Annotated in this window: 16 protein-coding genes, 1 tRNA gene and 1 pseudogene; 9 read left to right on the forward strand and 9 right to left on the reverse strand. The window is 64.6% G+C overall.

Translation table 11 applies throughout. The features are described from left to right. Positions 1 to 18: 18 nt before the first annotated feature. The 5 genes from VSR72_RS19520 to VSR72_RS19540 form a co-directional block, all read right to left on the reverse strand. Complete coding sequence (locus VSR72_RS19520; protein ID WP_342953995.1) at positions 19 to 1,239, reverse strand: type II secretion system F family protein; 1,221 nt, start codon at positions 1,237 to 1,239, stop codon at positions 19 to 21. Then, the gene (locus VSR72_RS19525) at positions 1,236 to 2,450 is read right to left on the reverse strand and encodes a GspE/PulE family protein (RefSeq protein WP_342953996.1); all 1,215 of its coding nucleotides are present in this window, start codon (positions 2,448 to 2,450) and stop codon (positions 1,236 to 1,238) included. Before VSR72_RS19525 ends, VSR72_RS19520 begins: the two co-directional genes overlap by 4 nt. 156 nt (positions 2,451 to 2,606) lie before the next feature. Then, positions 2,607 to 3,926, reverse strand: coding sequence for an HlyC/CorC family transporter (locus VSR72_RS19530; protein ID WP_342953997.1), 1,320 nt, complete (start codon positions 3,924 to 3,926; stop codon positions 2,607 to 2,609). A 175-nt stretch (positions 3,927 to 4,101) separates the two neighbouring features. After that, positions 4,102 to 4,178 (reverse strand) — tRNA-Pro (locus VSR72_RS19535). A 37-nt stretch (positions 4,179 to 4,215) separates the two neighbouring features. Beyond that, positions 4,216 to 5,208: a polyprenyl synthetase family protein gene (locus VSR72_RS19540; RefSeq protein WP_342953998.1), complete on the reverse strand. Its 993-nt coding sequence runs from the start codon at positions 5,206 to 5,208 to the stop codon at positions 4,216 to 4,218. A gap of 290 nt (positions 5,209 to 5,498) precedes the next feature. Between VSR72_RS19540 and rplU the strand changes: the two genes are divergently transcribed. From rplU to proB, 4 genes are all read left to right on the forward strand, one after another. Then, the gene (gene rplU, locus VSR72_RS19545) at positions 5,499 to 5,810 is read left to right on the forward strand and encodes a 50S ribosomal protein L21 (protein WP_007180329.1); all 312 of its coding nucleotides are present in this window, start codon (positions 5,499 to 5,501) and stop codon (positions 5,808 to 5,810) included. A 26-nt stretch (positions 5,811 to 5,836) separates the two neighbouring features. Continuing rightward, complete coding sequence (gene rpmA, locus VSR72_RS19550) at positions 5,837 to 6,100, forward strand: 50S ribosomal protein L27 (protein WP_342953999.1); 264 nt, start codon at positions 5,837 to 5,839, stop codon at positions 6,098 to 6,100. A 200-nt stretch (positions 6,101 to 6,300) separates the two neighbouring features. Then, positions 6,301 to 7,404, forward strand: coding sequence for an Obg family GTPase CgtA (gene cgtA / locus VSR72_RS19555; protein ID WP_342954000.1), 1,104 nt, complete (start codon positions 6,301 to 6,303; stop codon positions 7,402 to 7,404). A gap of 85 nt (positions 7,405 to 7,489) precedes the next feature. Beyond that, positions 7,490 to 8,608 carry a glutamate 5-kinase gene (gene proB / locus VSR72_RS19560; protein WP_342954001.1) on the forward strand — a complete coding sequence of 373 codons (1,119 nt, stop codon included), beginning with the start codon at positions 7,490 to 7,492 and terminating at the stop codon, positions 8,606 to 8,608. A gap of 106 nt (positions 8,609 to 8,714) precedes the next feature. Here the strand turns inward: proB and VSR72_RS19565 are convergent, their stop codons facing one another. Next, on the reverse strand, positions 8,715 to 9,284 hold the full coding sequence (locus VSR72_RS19565) for a CNP1-like family protein (protein WP_342954002.1): 570 nt from the start codon (positions 9,282 to 9,284) through the stop codon (positions 8,715 to 8,717). A gap of 260 nt (positions 9,285 to 9,544) precedes the next feature. Beyond that, positions 9,545 to 10,093: pseudogene (locus VSR72_RS19570) on the reverse strand (RNA pyrophosphohydrolase); the annotation flags it as partial. Positions 10,094 to 10,355: 262 nt separating this feature from the next. Here VSR72_RS19570 and VSR72_RS19575 point away from each other — a divergent pair. Together VSR72_RS19575 and VSR72_RS19580 are read left to right on the forward strand one after the other, a co-directional pair. Further along, positions 10,356 to 12,092 (forward strand): proline--tRNA ligase, encoded by a 1,737-nt coding sequence (locus VSR72_RS19575; protein WP_342954003.1) that lies wholly within the window; start codon positions 10,356 to 10,358, stop codon positions 12,090 to 12,092. Positions 12,093 to 12,135: 43 nt separating this feature from the next. Continuing rightward, complete coding sequence (locus tag VSR72_RS19580) at positions 12,136 to 12,735, forward strand: MarC family protein (RefSeq protein ID WP_342954004.1); 600 nt, start codon at positions 12,136 to 12,138, stop codon at positions 12,733 to 12,735. Between the two features lie 87 nt (positions 12,736 to 12,822). On the opposite strand, the gene VSR72_RS19585 is transcribed toward VSR72_RS19580, so the two are convergent. Together VSR72_RS19585 and ffh are read right to left on the reverse strand one after the other, a co-directional pair. Beyond that, complete coding sequence (locus VSR72_RS19585) at positions 12,823 to 13,374, reverse strand: hypoxanthine-guanine phosphoribosyltransferase (protein ID WP_342954005.1); 552 nt, start codon at positions 13,372 to 13,374, stop codon at positions 12,823 to 12,825. 147 nt (positions 13,375 to 13,521) lie between these two features. Continuing rightward, positions 13,522 to 14,889 (reverse strand): signal recognition particle protein, encoded by a 1,368-nt coding sequence (ffh, locus tag VSR72_RS19590; RefSeq protein WP_342954006.1) that lies wholly within the window; start codon positions 14,887 to 14,889, stop codon positions 13,522 to 13,524. A 95-nt stretch (positions 14,890 to 14,984) separates the two neighbouring features. Between ffh and ccsA the strand changes: the two genes are divergently transcribed. Genes ccsA through ampD form a run of 3 tightly spaced genes read left to right on the forward strand, consistent with a single transcriptional unit; the run spans position 14,985 to position 16,901 of the window. Continuing rightward, positions 14,985 to 15,914, forward strand: coding sequence for a cytochrome c biogenesis protein CcsA (ccsA, locus tag VSR72_RS19595; protein ID WP_342954007.1), 930 nt, complete (start codon positions 14,985 to 14,987; stop codon positions 15,912 to 15,914). 22 nt (positions 15,915 to 15,936) lie between these two features. Continuing rightward, a complete protein-coding gene (locus tag VSR72_RS19600) occupies positions 15,937 to 16,263 on the forward strand; it encodes a PP0621 family protein (protein WP_342954008.1) in 327 nt (108 codons plus the stop codon). Then, a complete protein-coding gene (ampD, locus tag VSR72_RS19605) occupies positions 16,260 to 16,901 on the forward strand; it encodes a 1,6-anhydro-N-acetylmuramyl-L-alanine amidase AmpD (protein WP_342954009.1) in 642 nt (213 codons plus the stop codon). The genes VSR72_RS19600 and ampD overlap by 4 nt, the downstream gene beginning before the upstream one ends. The last annotated feature ends 422 nt before the right edge of the window (positions 16,902 to 17,323 follow it).

The raw sequence follows: 17,323 nt of genomic DNA on the forward strand, positions 1-17,323 counted from the left end.
CGGAATCTGGCAGCGATGCTACACCACGTTGCCCAGTTGAATGATGGGAAGATACATCGCGACGACGAGGCCGCCGACCAGCGCACCGAGCACGACGATCACGAGCGGCTCGCACAGGCTCGACACGAGCGCGATTTTTTCGTCGACCTGACGGTCCGCGAGCGAGGCCACGTCGAGCAGCATGGCGTCGAGCGCGCCCGACTCTTCCGCAACGGCAACGGGCTGAACCACGTCGGCCGGAAAGCATCCAGCCGCGCGCATGGCGGCGGCTAGCCGCTCGCCGCGCCGCAGGCGCTCGCTGATGCCCGCGCTCGCGCGATCGAAGTATGCGTTGCCGCTTGCGTGCGCGAGTGAGTCGAAGGCGTCTGCGAGCGGCGTGCCGGCGGCTAGCAGCGTGCCGAGCGCGCGGCTCCAGCGGGCCGCGCACAGTGTGGTGAGCAGCGCGCCGCAAAGCGGAAGCTTCAGTAGCGTGCGTCCGAACGCGATGCGCGCAGTCTCTGAGCGGCGTAGGCAGGCTCGCAGAGCGAGCGTCCCGGCGGCCGCAGCGACGGCGGCCGGCACGCTCCAGCGCGCGGCGCCCGCCGAGAGCATTAGCACGAACTGAGTGGGCGCGGGCAGCGCGGCGCCGAAGCCGTCGAAGATCTGCTTGAACGTGGGCACGACCCAGACCAGCAACGCCGCGGTAATGACGAACGCGAGCAGCAGCACCGCGACGGGGTAGGTGAGCGCGGCGCGCACTCTGGCGCGCTGCGCAGCGGCACGCTCGCGGTCGTCGGCGAGACGCTCGAGTACGGCGGTGAGCGCACCCGAGGCTTCACCGACTGCGACGAGCTGGCAATAAAGCGCGTTGAAGCGCGCCGGATGTCGCGCGAGCGAGTCGGCAAAGCGCAGGCCGCCGGCGATGTCGCGTGCGAGTGCCGCGGCAATGCGCGGCATGCCGTGCGGCCCCGGCGACTGCGCAAGCAGATCGAGCGCGTGCGCAAGCGGCAGGCCCGCGCGCAGGAGGCTCGCGAGCTGGCGTGTGAAACGCGTGACGTCCGCATGGCTTGCCTTGGGCGCAGGGGCGCCTGCCCTGCGCTCGATGGCGAGCACGGTGATGCGCTCGCGCTTGAGCGCGACGCGCACAGCGGTGGCGTCGAGCGCGATCAACGTGCCACGCTTCGTCGCGCCCGATGCATCGAGACCGCGCCACGCGAAGCGCCACTCGGATGGACCTCGCTCGGCGCGCTCGGCGTTCATGGCGCTTCCGTTGCGGCGAGCGCTTCGGCGAGGCTCGTGGTGCCGTCGCGCACGCGTGCGAGCGCCGCATCGCGCAAGGTCGCCACGCCGCTCCTGTGTGCTTCGCGAGCGATTTCGTGTGCGCCGCGCCCCGTGACGATCAGGTCGCGTATGGCCTCTGATATCGGCAAGATTTCGTGAATGCCCACGCGTCCGCGATAGCCGATGCCATGGCAAGCCTCGCAGCCGCGCGCAACGTAAGGCTGAGCGATGTCACCGTCGCGTGTATTCAGCCCCGCCGCCATAAGCACCGCATGCGAAGCTTCGCCGCGCACGCGGCATTGCGGACAGAGCCGCCGCACGAGACGTTGCGCCGTGACGAGCCGCAGCGCGCCCGCGAGGTTGTACGGTTCGACGCCGATGTCGACGAGCCGCGCGCAGGCCGCGCTGGCGTCGTTCGTGTGCACGGTCGAGAGTACGAGATGGCCGGTTTGCGCGGCCTTCACTGCCACGCTGGCGGTTTCGTCGTCGCGAATCTCGCCGATCATGATGACGTCCGGGTCCTGGCGCAGCAGAGCGCGCAGTGCCACCGCGAAGGTGAGCCCGGCCTTCTCGCGCACGTTGACCTGATTGATGCCCGCGAGCTGGATTTCGGCGGGATCTTCCACCGAGCAGAGATTGCGCGCTGTGCCGTTGAGCCGTTGCAGGAAGCAGTAGAGCGAGAGTGTCTTGCCACTGCCGGTGGGGCCAGTGACTAGCACAAGACCATGCGGTGCGCCGATCGCTTCGGCAACTGTGAGTTGTTGAGCTTCGTCGAGCCCGAGTTCGGCAAGAGAGAGGTCCGCGGGAAGCGCTTCGAGCCTGCGCAACACGAGCTTTTCGCCGTGAAGCGTGGGCAGCGAATTTACGCGATAGTCCTCGGCGGCTTGCGAAGCCGCGGTGGGCGAGAGCCGCAGCCTGCCGTCCTGCGGAACGCGCCGCTCGGCGATGTCCATGCGCGCGAGCACCTTGATGCGCGTGACGAACGCATCGCGCAGATGTGCCGGCGGGCGCGCCATTTCATGCAGCACGCCGTCGATGCGCAGACGCACGCGCCAGCCGTGTTCCATTGGCTCGATGTGCAGATCGGAGGCGTTGCGCCGCGCGGCTTCGCGCAGCGTGTCGGAGAGCAGGCGAACGGCCGGGGCGTCGTCGAGCTGCGGCGCCGAAACAGGTGGAGGTGTGCGTACCATTGCCCCGCCGCTCATACCTCCTTCGGAAGGCGCGGCGCCGCTGGGGGGCGCACGATAAGGAGTAGAAAGCATCGACATGCCGGCGCAAAGCCGCCTCGAACAGATGACGCCTTCATCATGGCGTGTGGCGCACAGCGCTGCCACCTGGCCGAACGGCTAACGTCCCGGCAGCAGTTTCTTCGCTTTTTGCAGCGTGCCCTGGCGCGGCTTGGCGCCTGGCTTGAAGAGCTTGACCGTGCGCACGGCCTGGTCGTCGCTGCGCAGCACTTCGAGCTTCACATCGCCGATCTGCAGGCACACATCGCCTTCGGGAATCTCTTCGAGCACTTCCAGGATCAGACCGTTGAGCGTCTTCGGACCGTCCGTGGGCAGCTTGATATGAAGCCAGCGATTGAGTTCGCGCAGAGGCATGCTGCCCGGCACGATGCATTCGCCTTCGTCGTTCCAGCCGCCGCGACCGGTGCCGCTGCGCGGCATCGACGTGGTGAATTCGCCGATCAGCTCCTCGATGATGTCCTCGGGCGTCACGAGCCCTTCCATCTCGCCGTACTCGTTCACGACGAGCGCGATGCGATGGCGGCTTTCCTGGAAGTACTGAAGTTGCTGGAATCCGGGCGTGCCCGTGGGCACGAAATACGGCTCGGCGAGCAGTTCGCGCAGCGTTTCGCGCTCGAATTCCTGGTTGTGCAGCGCGGCCAACGTCTTGCGCACGTGCAGCACGCCAAGCACACGGTCGATGTCGCCTTGATAGACGATGAGCTTGTTGTGATAGCAGGTCTCGAGCTGATGCAGGATGTCTTCGAGCGGGGCGTCGTAGTCGAGCGCCTCGATGCGCCGGCGCGGAATCATCACGTCGTCGACCGTGATGTTCTCCAGATCGAACAGGTTCAGCAAGATGCTGCGGTGCTTGGTCGGCATGAAGCTGCCCGACTCGAGCACGATGGTGCGCAGCTCCTCGGTGGAGAGCCGCTGTTCATGCGCCTTGTGCGTATTGATGTGCAGTATGCGCAGGATGGTGTTTGCGAACATGTTGACGAACCAGATGAGTGGCTTCGTCACACGCATGAGCGGAGCGATCAGGAGGCTCGCGGGCAGCGCGATTTTTTCCGGAAACGTTGCGCCCACAATCTTCGGCGTGATTTCCGCGAACACGATGATGAGAAACGCAACGATGCCCGTTGCGATCGAGAGCACGAGGTTATTGCGGCCGAACGTATGGAGCGCGATCGAGGTCGTGAGGACCGGGATGATGGTGTTGAAGAGGTTGTTGCCGATCAGGATCACCGAAAGCAGCAGGTCGGTGCGCGCGAGCAGCTTCTGGGTGGTCTTCGCGCCGAGCGTGCCGTGATTGGCGAGGTATTTGAGCCGATGGCGATTGAGCGCCATCATCGCCGTTTCGGAGATGGAGAAGAAGCTGGAGCAGATGAGCAGGACGAAGACGGCGCAAATCTGCGCCCATAAGGGAAGGTGGTCCACGCGTCGAGAAAATGAGGGGGGCGGATGCGGAAACTATAACAGAGGGGTAGGGCTGTTCCGGGGCGGCTGGCCGAACGGATAAGACCGCTCCGGCCCCGTGCGCCGCATGGAACGCAGTGCATGAGCTACAGACGAAAAAAAACCGCGCAATGCTTGCGCGGTTTTTCTTGAATTCTGGTCGGGGTGAGAGGATTCGAACCTCCGGCCTCTACGTCCCGAACGTAGCGCTCTACCAGGCTAAGCTACACCCCGAATTTACTGCTGGACTCCACAACCCGCTTCGTCTGTTTCAAGACTGGCGCGTCGTCGAGTAAGAACATAATTCTAGCAGGCTATCTTTGTAAATGGAAGAGGGGAACGTCGAAATCGCAGCGGCGGCGGCCTGCGCCTCGGCGCGCGCGCATTGCAGCGTGTGCTCGAGCGCGCCCGAACGCGTGATCGCAGCGAAGATTTCGTCGAAGCGCGTCGTGCCGCCTTGCTCGATCGCTTCGCGCGCAAGCGCCGCTTCCGCAGCCGTGCCGTGCTCGATCAACCAGATGAGCGGCAGCGTGGGCTTGCCTTCGCGCAGGTCGTCGCCCGCGTTCTTACCCATCGATTCAGGCGTGCCCGTGTAGTCGAGCCAGTCGTCCATGATCTGGAACGCCGTGCCGATGCGTCGCCCATACTCGGCCGCCGCTTCTTCGGTGCGCGCATCCGCCCCCGAAAGCACCGCGCCGAGCTGCGCCGCGGCCTCGAAAAGCTTGGCGGTCTTGTAGCGGATCACCTGCATGTAGCGGTCGGTGTCCACGTCGGCGTCGTGCATGTTCAGGAGTTGCAGCACCTCACCTTCGGAGATGATCGTCGTGGCTGCCGAGAGAATTTCCATCACGCGCATCTTGCCGACGCCCACCATCATCTCGAACGAGCGCGAATACAGGTAATCGCCCACCAGCACGCTGGCCGCATTGCCGAACAGCGCGTTGGCCGTCTGGCGGCCGCGCCGCAGGTCCGATTCGTCGACGACATCGTCGTGCAGGAGCGTAGCCGTGTGAATGAACTCGACGACAGCCGCGAGCACATGGCGCTGTGTGCCGGTGTCGCCGAGCGCGCCCGCCACCATCAGCAGCAGCGCCGGACGCAGCCGCTTGCCGCCCGCGCCGATGATGTACTCGGAGATCTGGTTGATCAGCATCACCTCGGACGCCAGGCTTTGCCGGATGACACGATTCACCTGCTCCATGTCACTGGCGATGGGGGCAAGCAGGGTGGCTGCGCTGGGGGATGGGGTGGCGGTGGACGACATGATGGCAAATATGGGTAGTGCCGCGGATTATAAGGCGAATCGACTCCATGCCGGACGCTCCGCTGCCGTCCGGCTGATGGCTCCCTCTATTTTTCGCGGCCCGCGCAGCCGCATGGATGCTGGCGCTATGCCATCTGGATGCGTCAGGCCCGCCTGACGAGGCCCAGGAGGCACGCGCGCACTCGTGCAACAGACTTGCGCGCCTTTTGACCGCGCAGCTAACTCTATGTATAATCTAAGGTTTCGGGCGCGCAGTGTGCCTGAAAAGATATTTTAGAGTGAGGTTCTCAATGTACGCGGTCATAAAAACCGGCGGCAAGCAGTACAAAGTTGCCGTTGGCGAAAAACTTAAAGTAGAACAGATACCGGCTGACATTGACGCAGAAATCACGCTCGACCAGGTTCTCGCAGTGGGCGAAGGCGAATCGATTAAGTTCGGTACGCCGCTGGTCAGTGGGGCTTCCGTCAAGGCCACCGTTGTGTCGCAAGGCCGACACGCCAAAGTGACCATCTTCAAGATGCGTCGCCGGAAGCACTACCAGAAGCATGGCGGCCACCGCCAGAACTACACCGAACTGCGCATCGACGCGATCAACGCGTAAGCGCACGCAGGTAAAGGAGCAAACAAATGGCACACAAAAAGGCAGGCGGGTCGTCACGTAACGGCCGCGACTCAGAGTCGAAACGACTTGGCGTCAAGGTGTTCGGCGGCCAGGCGATCCTCGCAGGCGGCATCATCGTTCGCCAGCGCGGCACGCGCATGCACCCGGGCCTGAACGTCGGCATCGGCAAGGACCACACGCTCTACGCGCTGGTCGACGGCCACGTCTCGTTCACGATCAAGGGCGCAGCCAACAAGCAACAGGTCAACGTCGTCCCGGCAGCGGCCTAAGCTTTAGACCGCTCGCGAGCGGGCTACACGCGACGCAAAGAAGGCCCCGCGAAGTTTGCGGGGCCTTTTTATTTATCCGCAGTCTTTCGGGGTCGTAACGGGCTTGCGTTGACTGCCGGAGCGTCGTTAGCTGTTCGGCCAGGTTGGCCAGTTTCGGCCATGGCGGGCAAAATATCGACATTCACGGGACGGAGTAACTCATGAAGTTCATTGACGAAGCGAAGATCGAAGTCATCGCCGGCGATGGGGGCGATGGCAGCGCGTCGATGCGACGCGAGAAGTTCGTCCCGTTCGGCGGGCCGGACGGCGGTGACGGCGGGCGCGGCGGCAGCGTCTATGCCGTTGGCGACCGCAACATCAACACCCTTATCGACTACCGCTACACGAAGAAGCACCAGGCGCGCAACGGCGAGAACGGCCGCGGCTCGGACTGCTACGGCAAGGGCGGCGACGACATCACGCTGCGCATGCCGGTGGGCACGGTCATCACCGACCAGGACACGGGCGAACTGATCGCCGACCTGACCGAGCATGACCAGCAAGTCATGGTCGCAAAGGGCGGCGCGGGTGGCCTTGGCAACCTGCATTTCAAGTCGTCCACGAACCGTGCGCCGCGCCAGAAGACCGACGGCAAGCCCGGCGAGCGCCGCATGCTCAAGCTGGAACTGAAGGTGCTGGCCGACGTGGGCCTGCTCGGCATGCCGAACGCCGGTAAGTCCACGTTCATCGCCTCGGTGTCGAACGCGAAGCCCAAGATTGCCGACTACCCGTTTACGACGCTTGCGCCGAATCTGGGCGTGGTGCGCGTGGGGCCGAGCAAGAGCTTCGTGATCGCCGACATTCCGGGCCTGATCGAAGGCGCCGCGGAGGGCGCGGGCCTCGGTCACCAGTTCCTGCGTCACCTGCAGCGCACGAACCTGCTGCTGCATCTTGTCGACCTCGCGCCGTTCGACGAAACCGTCGATCCGGTTGCGGAGGCGAAGGCGATCGTCGGCGAGCTGCGCAAGTACGACGAGACGCTGTTTGAAAAGCCGCGCTGGCTCGTGCTGAACAAGCTCGACATGGTGCCGGAGGACGAACGTGCGGAGCGCATTGCCGACTTCGTGAAGCGTTTCGAGTGGGACGGTCCCGTGTTCGAGATCTCCGCGCTCACGGGGCAGGGCTGCGAAAACCTGTGTTACGCGGTGTACGACTACGTTTCCGCGCACTCGGACGCGCGCCGTGCGGCCGAAGCCGAAGACCTCGCCTCCGACGTGCGCTTCCGTGAGGGGCAAGGCGGGAACGCGGAGCAGCCGCAGGAGTAATTTGCCGCACCGGCCGGCGAGCGAGCCGCGCCGGCAGCGCCCAGGAAACTTCACGCGTCATCAGTCATTTGGGAGACCGCGCAGCATGCGTTCCGTCATCGCCGATTCGCGGCGTCTGGTAGTGAAAGTCGGCTCGAGCCTCGTCACCAACGACGGCCGCGGGCTCGATCATGCGGCAATCGGCCGCTGGGCCGCGCAGATTGCGGCGCTGCGTGCGCAGGGCAAGGAAGTCGTGCTCGTGAGTTCGGGCGCGATTGCCGAAGGCATGCAGCGACTTGGCTGGACGAAGCGACCGCGCGAGATCGACGAGCTTCAGGCTGCCGCGGCAGTTGGGCAGATGGGCCTTGCGCAGGTCTACGAGAGCCGCTTTGCCGAGCACGACATTCGCACGGCGCAGATCCTGCTCACGCACGCCGACCTCGCTGACCGCGAACGCTATCTCAATGCGCGCTCCACGTTGCTCACGCTGCTGCGCCTGGGCGTCGTGCCGATCATCAACGAGAACGACACCGTGGTCACCGACGAAATCAAGTTCGGCGACAACGACACGCTCGGCGCGCTCGTCGCGAATCTGATCGAAGGCGATGCGCTCGTTATCCTCACCGACCAGAGCGGCCTCTACACCGCCGATCCGCGTAAGGACCCGAGCGCAACGCTCGTGCAGGAAGCGGACGCAGGCAAGCCGGAGCTGGAAGCAATGGCAGGCGGCGCGGGGTCGAGCATCGGCCGCGGCGGCATGCTCACCAAGATCCTCGCGGCCAAGCGCGCTGCGCACAGCGGCGCAAACACGGTGATCGCGAGCGGCCGCGAAGCGGAAGTGCTCGTGCGGCTCGCGTCGGGCGAGGCGATCGGCACGCAACTGATCGCACGCACGGCGCGCATGGCGGCGCGCAAGCAGTGGATGGCTGACCACCTGCAGGTGCGCGGCCACGTCGTGATCGACGACGGCGCGGTGCAAAAGCTTACGGCGGACGGCAAGAGCCTGCTGCCGATCGGCGTGACCGGCGTGCAGGGCGCGTTCGCACGCGGTGAAGTGATCGCTTGCCTGAACGGCGCGGGCGTGGAAGTGGCGCGCGGGCTCACCAATTACAGCAGTGCGGAAACGAAGCTGATTCAGCGGCATCCGAGCGGCGAGATCGAGGGCATCCTGGGCTATATGCTCGAGCCGGAGCTGATCCACCGCGACAATCTCGTGCTGGTTTGACGGCCGTTCCCAAACAGCAGCGCATCGCTAAAAGATAAAAAGCCGCTGTGGCCAAAGGCCGCAGCGGCTTTTTTCATGCGTACGACTGCGTGCGGTGGCGCGGCTTTTAACGCACCAGCTGCGACTGCGTGCGGCCGTAGCGCAGGTTCTCGATGAGGGATGGCGCCTTCGCGAGCGGCATCTTGTTGGCGCAGAAGTAGTCCTGATAAAGCCTCGACTGGTACGCATTGAGCGTGCCGTTCTCGATGCGCGACCAGTTGTTCGCGACGGTCTGGTCCCAGCCATTGTGATCGGCGTCGAGGCTCGCGTAGAGGCGCCACTCGTAGGTGTCGCAGCGAATCCCTTCGTAGTTCACGTTACGCGCGCCGCTCGGGCTCGAGATGACGATCGTGTAGCGCACGACGCCGTCCGTGCCGACCGTGAGGGAAGCCGGGTCGATCGCGAACTTGAGCGGCGAATTGTTCGAGACGTCGAACGGCAGCAGCTTCGCGCCGGCCTGCGGCAGCGGCGGCAGGCTTTCGATCTTGTTTTCCTGCCATTCGCCCTTGCGGTCCAGCAGGTAGACGAACGCGCTGTCGTCCTTGTTCGTGGGACCGGAACTGGAGCACGCGGCCAGTCCTGACACAAGCAGCACACCGCCTGCGGCGCATGCCGCAGCAAGAGCAAATCGTTTCAAATTGGTTTTCCTCGAAGCACGGGCGCGCGTTACGAACGAACTGCGCCGCGAATGCGAACCGGCGGGGCCGGGCGCGCGATGCGCCGGGCCCCGCCGGTTCGGGCGTTCTTTGCGTTGGCTCAAGCCCCTTAATCCTGCTCGTCCTGCGCAGGCTCGATGATACTCTGCGCCGACGCGCAATCGCTTTCGATCGGCGTACGCGGCGTACGGTCGGGCACGCGTTCTGCTGCGGCCTCGTACGGCTCGGCATGCACTGCGTCTGCGTGCGCCGACGTCACGATGCGCGGGTAACGCACCTCGTGAGCCTGCACGCCCAGGCGCTCCTGACGCGGCGCAGGCCGGCGCAGGAAGCGCGAGAGCTCGGTCAGCGCGAGCTGATAGACGTCGCGCTTGAACTCGATGACCGCTTCGAGCGGCACCCAGTATTCGTTCCAGCGCCACGCATCGAACTCGGGATGCTCCGTTGCCCGCAGGCAGATATCGCAGTCGCGCCCGACCATGCGCAGCAGAAACCAGATCTGTTTCTGGCCGCGATAATGGCCGCGCACTTCGCGCTTGATGAACTTGTCCGGCACCTCATAACGCAACCAGTCGCGCGTGCGACCGACGATCTTGACGTGCTCCGGATGCAAACCGGTTTCTTCGTGCAACTCCCGAAACATTGCCTGCATGGGGGTTTCACCATACTTGATGCCCCCTTGCGGAAACTGCCAGGAATGTTCGCGAACCCGCTTGCCCCAAAACACCTCGTTTCGCGCGTTCAAGAGGATGATGCCGACGTTCGGGCGAAACCCCTCACGATCCAGCATACAACCACCTTCGAATCCTTTAAAATTGCTTTGATTATAAACAGATAACGGTCCTCACGCACCGCCTGCCGGAAACTTGGGCGAATGGCCGCGACCGCGCAAAACGGTCTCGGGGCGCGATCGGCTTCGAATCTGGCCGCACCCGTGGCTGACGTCATCGGCGCGGCGCTGGGCGCGTTGTCATAATGGTGGGTTCGTGAACTCCTCCGTTGGTCACTTCTTCGGGCGGTCTGCACCGGGCCGCCGCTTTTGGATAATTTGAATGAAAGCCTCCCGTTTCTTTATCGGCACCCTGAAGGAAGCGCCCGCTGACGCGGAAATCGTCAGCCACAAGCTGATGGTTCGCGCGGGCATGATCCGTCGCATTGCTGGCGGCATTTACAACTATCTGCCGATCGGCCTGCGTTCGATCCGCAAGGTCGAGCAGATCGTGCGCGAGGAAATGAACCGCGCCGGCGCAATCGAGTTGCTGATGCCGGCCGTGCAGCCGGCCGAGTTGTGGCAGGAATCGGGTCGCTGGGAACAATACGGGCCGGAACTGCTGCGCTTCAAGGACCGCAAGCAAAGCGACTTCGTGATGGGCCCGACGCACGAAGAAGTCGTCACCGACATCGCGCGTGGCCAGATCAAGAGCTATCGCCAGTTGCCGGTGAACTTCTATCAGGTGCAGACGAAGTTCCGCGACGAAATCCGTCCCCGTTTCGGCGTGATGCGCGGGCGCGAATTCATCATGAAGGACGCGTATTCGTTCGATAAGGACGTCGAAGGTCTCAAGCTCTCGTACCAGAAGATGTACGACGCTTATGTGCGCATCTTCACGCGTCTCGGCCTGCAGTTCCGCGCGGTCGCGGCCGACAACGGTTCGATCGGCGGCAGCGGCTCGCACGAGTTCCACGTGATCGCGGAGACGGGCGAGGACGATATCGCCTACTGCCCGACCTCTGACTTCGCGGCCAACGTCGAGGCCGCCGAAGCGCTGCCGCTCATCGCGCAGCGCGGCGCGCCCACGCAAGCGCTCACGAAAACGCCCACGCCGGGCGCGGCCAAGTGCGAGGCAGTGGCCGAGTTGCTCGGCATTGCGCTCGAAAGCACGATCAAGTCGATCATCCTCGCGACGGACAACGAAGGCGCCGAGCCCACGATCTGGCTGCTGATGCTGCGCGGCGACCACGATCTGAACGAGATCAAGGTCGGCAAGCTCGAAGGCCTGAGCGGCTTCCGCTTCGCGACCGAAGCCGAAATCGTCGAGTGGTTCGGCACGCCGCCGGGCTATCTCGGTCCGATCAACACGAAGAAGCCGGTCAAGGTGATCGCAGATCGCACGGTCGCGAACATGAGCGACTTCGTGGTGGGCACGAACGAAGTGGACTTCCACACCACGGGCGTGAATTGGGGCCGCGATCTGCCGGAGCCGGTCGTCGCCGACATCCGCAACGTGAAGAAGGGCGATCCCTCGCCGGACGGCAAGGGTGTGATCGACATCTGCCGCGGCATCGAAGTGGGCCACGTGTTCCAGCTCGGCACGAAGTACTCGGAAGCGATGAATGCCACGTTCCTCGCCGAGAACGGCAAGCCCGCGCCGATGCAGATGGGCTGCTACGGCATTGGCGTCACGCGTATTCTCGGTGCGGCCATCGAGCAGAACTTCGACGAGAAGGGCATCATCTGGCCTGAGTCGATCGCACCGTTCCAGGTCGTCGTGTGCCCGATGGGCATGGACCGCAGCGAACTCGTGCGCGAACACGCCGAGCGTGTGTACAACGAACTGCTCGAAGCAGGCGTGGACGTGATCCTCGACGACCGCGGCGAGCGCCCGGGCGTGATGTTCGCCGACTGGGAGCTGATCGGCGTGCCGCATCGTCTCGTGATCGGCGAGCGCGGCCTGAAGGACGGCAAGATCGAGTACCAGGGCCGCCGCGACACTGAAGCGACGCTGCTCGCGGCAGAGGAAGCCGCGCAGACGGTGGCGCAGAAGATCCGCGCGGCGCTCGCGGTTTGACGCACAGTTGCTGATCAACCTCGGTTAAAGGAGCGCTGCGAGCGTGGAGTACAGTTTTCTGTCCGCTACGGTCCTGCTCCTCCTCATTACCGACCCGCTCGGTAACATTCCGCTCTTCATCACTTGCCTGCGCGGCGTTGCCCAGCAACGCCGCGCGATCGTGATCCTGCGCGAGGTCGCGATTGCGTTCGTGATCCTGCTCATCTTCATGGTCGCGGGCAACAGCTTCCTGCGCATGATGGGGCTCACCGATACCTCGCTGCGTATCGGCGGTGGCATCGTGCTGTTCCTCATCGCGCTGCGCATGATCTTTCCGCATCCGGGCGGCCCGTTCGGCGGCGGCGACAAGGGCGGCGAGCCGCTCATCGTGCCGCTCGCCATCCCCGCGCTGGCGGGGCCTTCGGCGCTCGCCACGGTCATGCTGCTCACCTCGCAGGCGCCGGGCAAACTCTATGAATGGGTGGCCGCGCTCGTCGTGACGATGGTGATCTGCGCGATCGTGCTGGTGATGGCGGAGCGTATCCAGCAACTGCTGGGCGAGCGCGTGGTGACGGCTTTCGAGCGCCTCATGGGCCTCGTGCTCGTGGCGATTTCGGTTGAGATGATCCTCGCGGGCATAGCCAATTTCGTGCATCACCTCTGACGCCGCAAGCAGCGGGCACCAATAGGCAACAAAAAAGCAGCCCGCGGGCTGCTTTTTTCATGGCGCTCCGACTGACTCGGAGGCGCTTCACGCGCCTTCGGTCAGCGCACGGATGGTCGGCAGATTGCGCCAGTAACCCTTGGCGTCCATGCCGCAGCCGAACACATAGCGGTCCGGCACCGAAAAACCGCAGTAGTCGGGATGCAGCGGCTTGGCCTTCGCGAGCGTCTTCTCGCACAGCACGGCCGAGAGGAAGCGCTTCGCGCCCATGTCCATGATGCGGTCGCGAATCGCGGCCATGGTCTCGCCTTCGTCGAGGATGTCGTCGAGCACGAGCACGACACGGTCCTTCACCGACTCGCGCGGCGCGACGCGCCACTGCATCTCGGCGCTGCCCTTGATGGCGTTGCGGTAGCGCGTGAGGTGGATGTAGTCGAACTCGAGCGGGAAGTCGAGGTGCGGCAGCAGCATGCCGGTGAACACGGCGGCGCCGCCCATCACCGACAGCACGAGCGGGAAGTCCTCGCTGATCTCGGCGCGGATGGCGTCGGCCATCTGGCCGATCGACGCATTGACGTCGCCCTCCGAAACGATCTCTTCGGAGTGGCGGAAAATGTGCAGGGCTTCTTCGCGATTCATGACTCTGGCGGGAAGGTAGCTGTAGCTACTGAAGTGTGGAAAATAACGGCGGCGCGCGCTACAGCATAAACCCGCGCATTTGGTCCGTCGCGCGCCGTGTCGAGTGAGACCGCGGTGCGCGCAAAGTGCGCCGCGCGGCCCGCAGGATCAGCGCATGCCGGGCATCATGCCCTTCATGCCGCGCATCATCTTTTGCAGGTTGCCGCCCTTGAGCTTCTTCATCATGGTGCGCATCTGCTCGTACTGATTGAGCATGCGGTTCACTTCCTGAACCTGCACGCCCGCGCCTGCCGCGATGCGGCGCTTGCGCGTGGCCTTGATGAGTTCGGGCTTGGCGCGCTCGGAGGGCGTCATCGAGTTGATGATGCCTTCCATGCGGCGCATCTGCTTCTCGGCCTGGCCCATGTCGGCGCCCGAGGCGGCCTGCTGGAACTGCGCGGGCAGCTTGTCCATGAGCGACGACAGGCCGCCCATGTTCTTCATCTGCGAGAGTTGCGCGCGGAAGTCGTTGAGGTCGAAGTCGCCGCCCTTCTTGACCTTGTCGGCGAGCTTTTGCGCGGCCTGGACGTCCACGCCGCGCTGCGCTTCCTCGACGAGCGCGAGAATGTCGCCCATGCCGAGAATACGGTTGGCCATGCGGTCCGGGTGGAACACTTCCAGACCGTCGAGCTTTTCCGCGACGCCGACGAACTTGATCGGCTTGCCCGTGATGTGGCGCACGGAGAGCGCCGCGCCGCCGCGCGAGTCGCCGTCGAGCTTGGTGAGCACGACGCCGGTGAGCGGCAGGGCGTCGTTGAACGCCTTCGCGGTGTTGACCGCGTCCTGGCCGAGCATGGCGTCGACCACGAACAGCGTTTCAGCCGGCTTGAGCGACGCGTGCAGCGCGGTGATCTCGTTCATCATCGCCTCGTCGATACCGAGGCGGCCAGCCGTGTCGACGAGCAGGACGTCGTGATAGTGGCGCTTGGCCCAGTCGACCGCCGCGGCAGCGATCTCGACGGGTTTCTGGTCCGGCTGCGAGGGGAAGAAGTCGGCGCCGACCTGTTCCGTCACCGTCTTCAGCTGCGCGATGGCGGCCGGGCGGTAGACGTCGCACGAAACGGTGAGGACCTTCTTTTTGTACTTCTCGCGCAGGAGCTTGGCGAGCTTGCCGACGGTGGTGGTTTTACCCGCGCCTTGCAGACCCGCCATGAGGATGACGGCCGGCGGCGTGACGGCGAGATCGAGTTCGGCGGCCTTGCCTTCGTAATCGCCGCCGATCACGGCGGTCAGCTCGCGCTGCACCACGCCGACGAGCGCTTGACCGGGCGAGAGGCTGGCGATCACTTCCTCGCCGAGCGCCTTCTCTTTCACCTTGGCGATGAATTCGCGCACGACGGGCAGCGCCACGTCCGCTTCGAGCAGGGCGAGACGCACTTCGCGCAGCATTTCCTGCGTGTTGGCTTCGGTCAGCCGGGCTTCGCCGCGCAGCGTCTTGACGACGCGCGCCATCCGTTGAGTGAGATTGTCGAGCATGGGGAGGCGGTGAGCAGTGCGGCCCGCCCCGCGCGCGCTAAACGGGAAAGCGTCGCGATCCCGCGCGGCCAGGGGGCCTATAGTAAACTTCGAACATGGATATTGTACTGTATGCCCTCACCGTGCTCCTGTACGGCGGATTGTGCGCCGCCGACTGGCGCGCGCTGCGCCGCGCGGGCACCGCGCCGCTGCTTGGCAGCGTGCCGCCCGTTCCGGTGACGGTCGGCGCGGGCGGCGACAGCCTGCGCGCGCGAACCTTCGGCCCGCTTTCGCGCGCGCTGCTGTTCGTCGCACTCGCCGCGCACGGCGTGCTGCTGCACATGACGATCTTCCCCGCCAACGAAATGGTGTTCGGCTTCGCCTTCGCGTTGTCGGCCATGTTCTGGCTCGGGGCGGGCATCTACTGGATCGAGAGCTTTTTCTTTGCGCTCGACGGCCTGCGTCTTTTGCTGCTGCCTTTGGCCGCGGTTGCGTCGATCCTGCCGCTCGTGTTCGGCGGCGTGCGCGTGCTGCCCTATGCGGCGGCACCGATGTTCAAGCTGCACTTCGTCATCGCGAACGTCGCCTATGGGCTCTTTGCGATCGCCGCGTTGCATGCCGTGCTGATGCTCGCTGTCGAGCGGCGGCTGCATGCGCTCAAGGGCGCGGGCTTCCAGCGCAATGCAAGCAATCGCGGTGGCGGCTGGCTCTCGAACTGGATCGAGACGCTGCCGCCGCTCCTCACGATGGAAAAGCTGCTGTTCCGCCTGATTGGTGCTGGCTTCGTGCTGCTCACGGCTACGCTCGTCTCGGGCATCTTGTTCAGCGAGCAGTTGATCGACCGGCCGCTCTCGCTCGATCACAAGACTGTCTTCGCGATTCTGTCGTGGCTGATGTTCGGCGCGCTGCTCACCGCGCGCAAGATTTCCGGCTGGCGTGGGCGCGCTGCGCTGCGCTGGGTGATCGCATCGTTCATTGCCTTGCTGCTCGCGTATGTGGGCAGCCGTTTCGTCTTCGAGGTGCTGCTGCACCGCCCTGTGGTTTGAGTCGCTTGAGTCGCGTGTTCCGATGAGACAGATTTTTCTCCTCGTGCTGCTGTTCGTGGTCGGGCAGTGGTTCGTCAAGGCGCTGCGCCGTGCGCAGACGCAATCGCGTCCTGGTGCGCAACCGGGGCAAGCCGCTCAGCCGGGGCAGGGCGCCGCGGGCAGCGCCAATGGCGGGGCAAGCGCGAGCGGCAAGGCCGCGCTGCCCGAGCCGATGGTCCGCTGCGCCGAGTGCGGCGTGCATGCGCCGCGCAGTGAGTCGGTGAATGTCGGCTCGCGCTCGTTCTGCAGTTCCGAGCACGCACGCGCCTACGACGCGCGCACGACGGCCCAGGATCGCCCCGCACGATGAGCGCGGCTGCATCGCCAGGATCGCGTGCGTATGAAGTCGATGCGCAGGGCTGGGTGCCCGGCGCGCGTCATCTGCCTTCGCCGAACTTCGAGGCGCGCCCGCAAGACGCCGTGCCGACGCTCATCGTCGTCCACAACATCAGCCTGCCGCCCAACGTATTCGGCGGCCCCGAGATCGCCGATCTCTTCCTCAACCGCCTCGACTGCGACGCGCATCCGTACTTCGATGCCAACCTGCGCGGCGTGCGTGTCTCGGCGCACTTCGTCATTCATCGCGATGGCGCGCTCGAGCAGTTCGTCTCATGCGACGAGCGCGCGTGGCACGCAGGCGCATCGAGCTTCTTCGGGCGTGAGCGCTGCAACGATTTCGCCATCGGAATCGAGCTGGAAGGCAGCGACACGACGGCCTTCGAGGCGCCGCAATACGCCACGCTCGCCGCGCTCGTGAAGGCGCTCGTTGCGCGCTATCCGATCGACGCGCTGGCGGGTCATTCGGACATCGCCCCTGGGCGCAAGACCGATCCCGGTCCGCACTTCGACTGGGCGCGCCTCAAACACGATACGCAGCTCGCCGACGCCAGCTTCCCCTATATCCAGGGGCAGGCCCAGGCAGACGGCGCTCAGAACGCGGCGTCGTGACACGCTCGATCTCCGGCTAAACCCCGTTAGCTGCACAAGAAATAAGCACCTCCCACGCGCAAACGCGGGCACTTTGCGCGCGCCTCGCAGACCACTCGAAAGCGCATTGGCCGGTAAGGCCCGCGCTGCTTGGCTTGTGGCCTTGTCAAGATAGGACCAGTAAAAAAAGCCGTTTGATCAGCTTGTTTCTTCCACTATACTTTGTACCCGAAACAAGGCTTCACACCATATGTTGTGTTGTACCGCGGCGCCCCGCTTCACGAGCAAGGCGCCGCGCGCGTTACCAGCATAGAAAAAACAGAAACTTTGTACGGTGCCGTCGGCCGAGAGAACCGGCGCACCGGCTGTAATCGAGAGAGAAGGTACAGCCAATGATCGCGACATCCACGATGAAGACCGCAGCAGTCCGTGACTCATCTGCC

Origin of the sequence: Paraburkholderia sp. JHI869, from assembly GCF_038900775.1 — a bacterium.
In the GTDB taxonomy this organism is placed as follows: Bacteria; Pseudomonadota; Gammaproteobacteria; order Burkholderiales; family Burkholderiaceae; genus Paraburkholderia.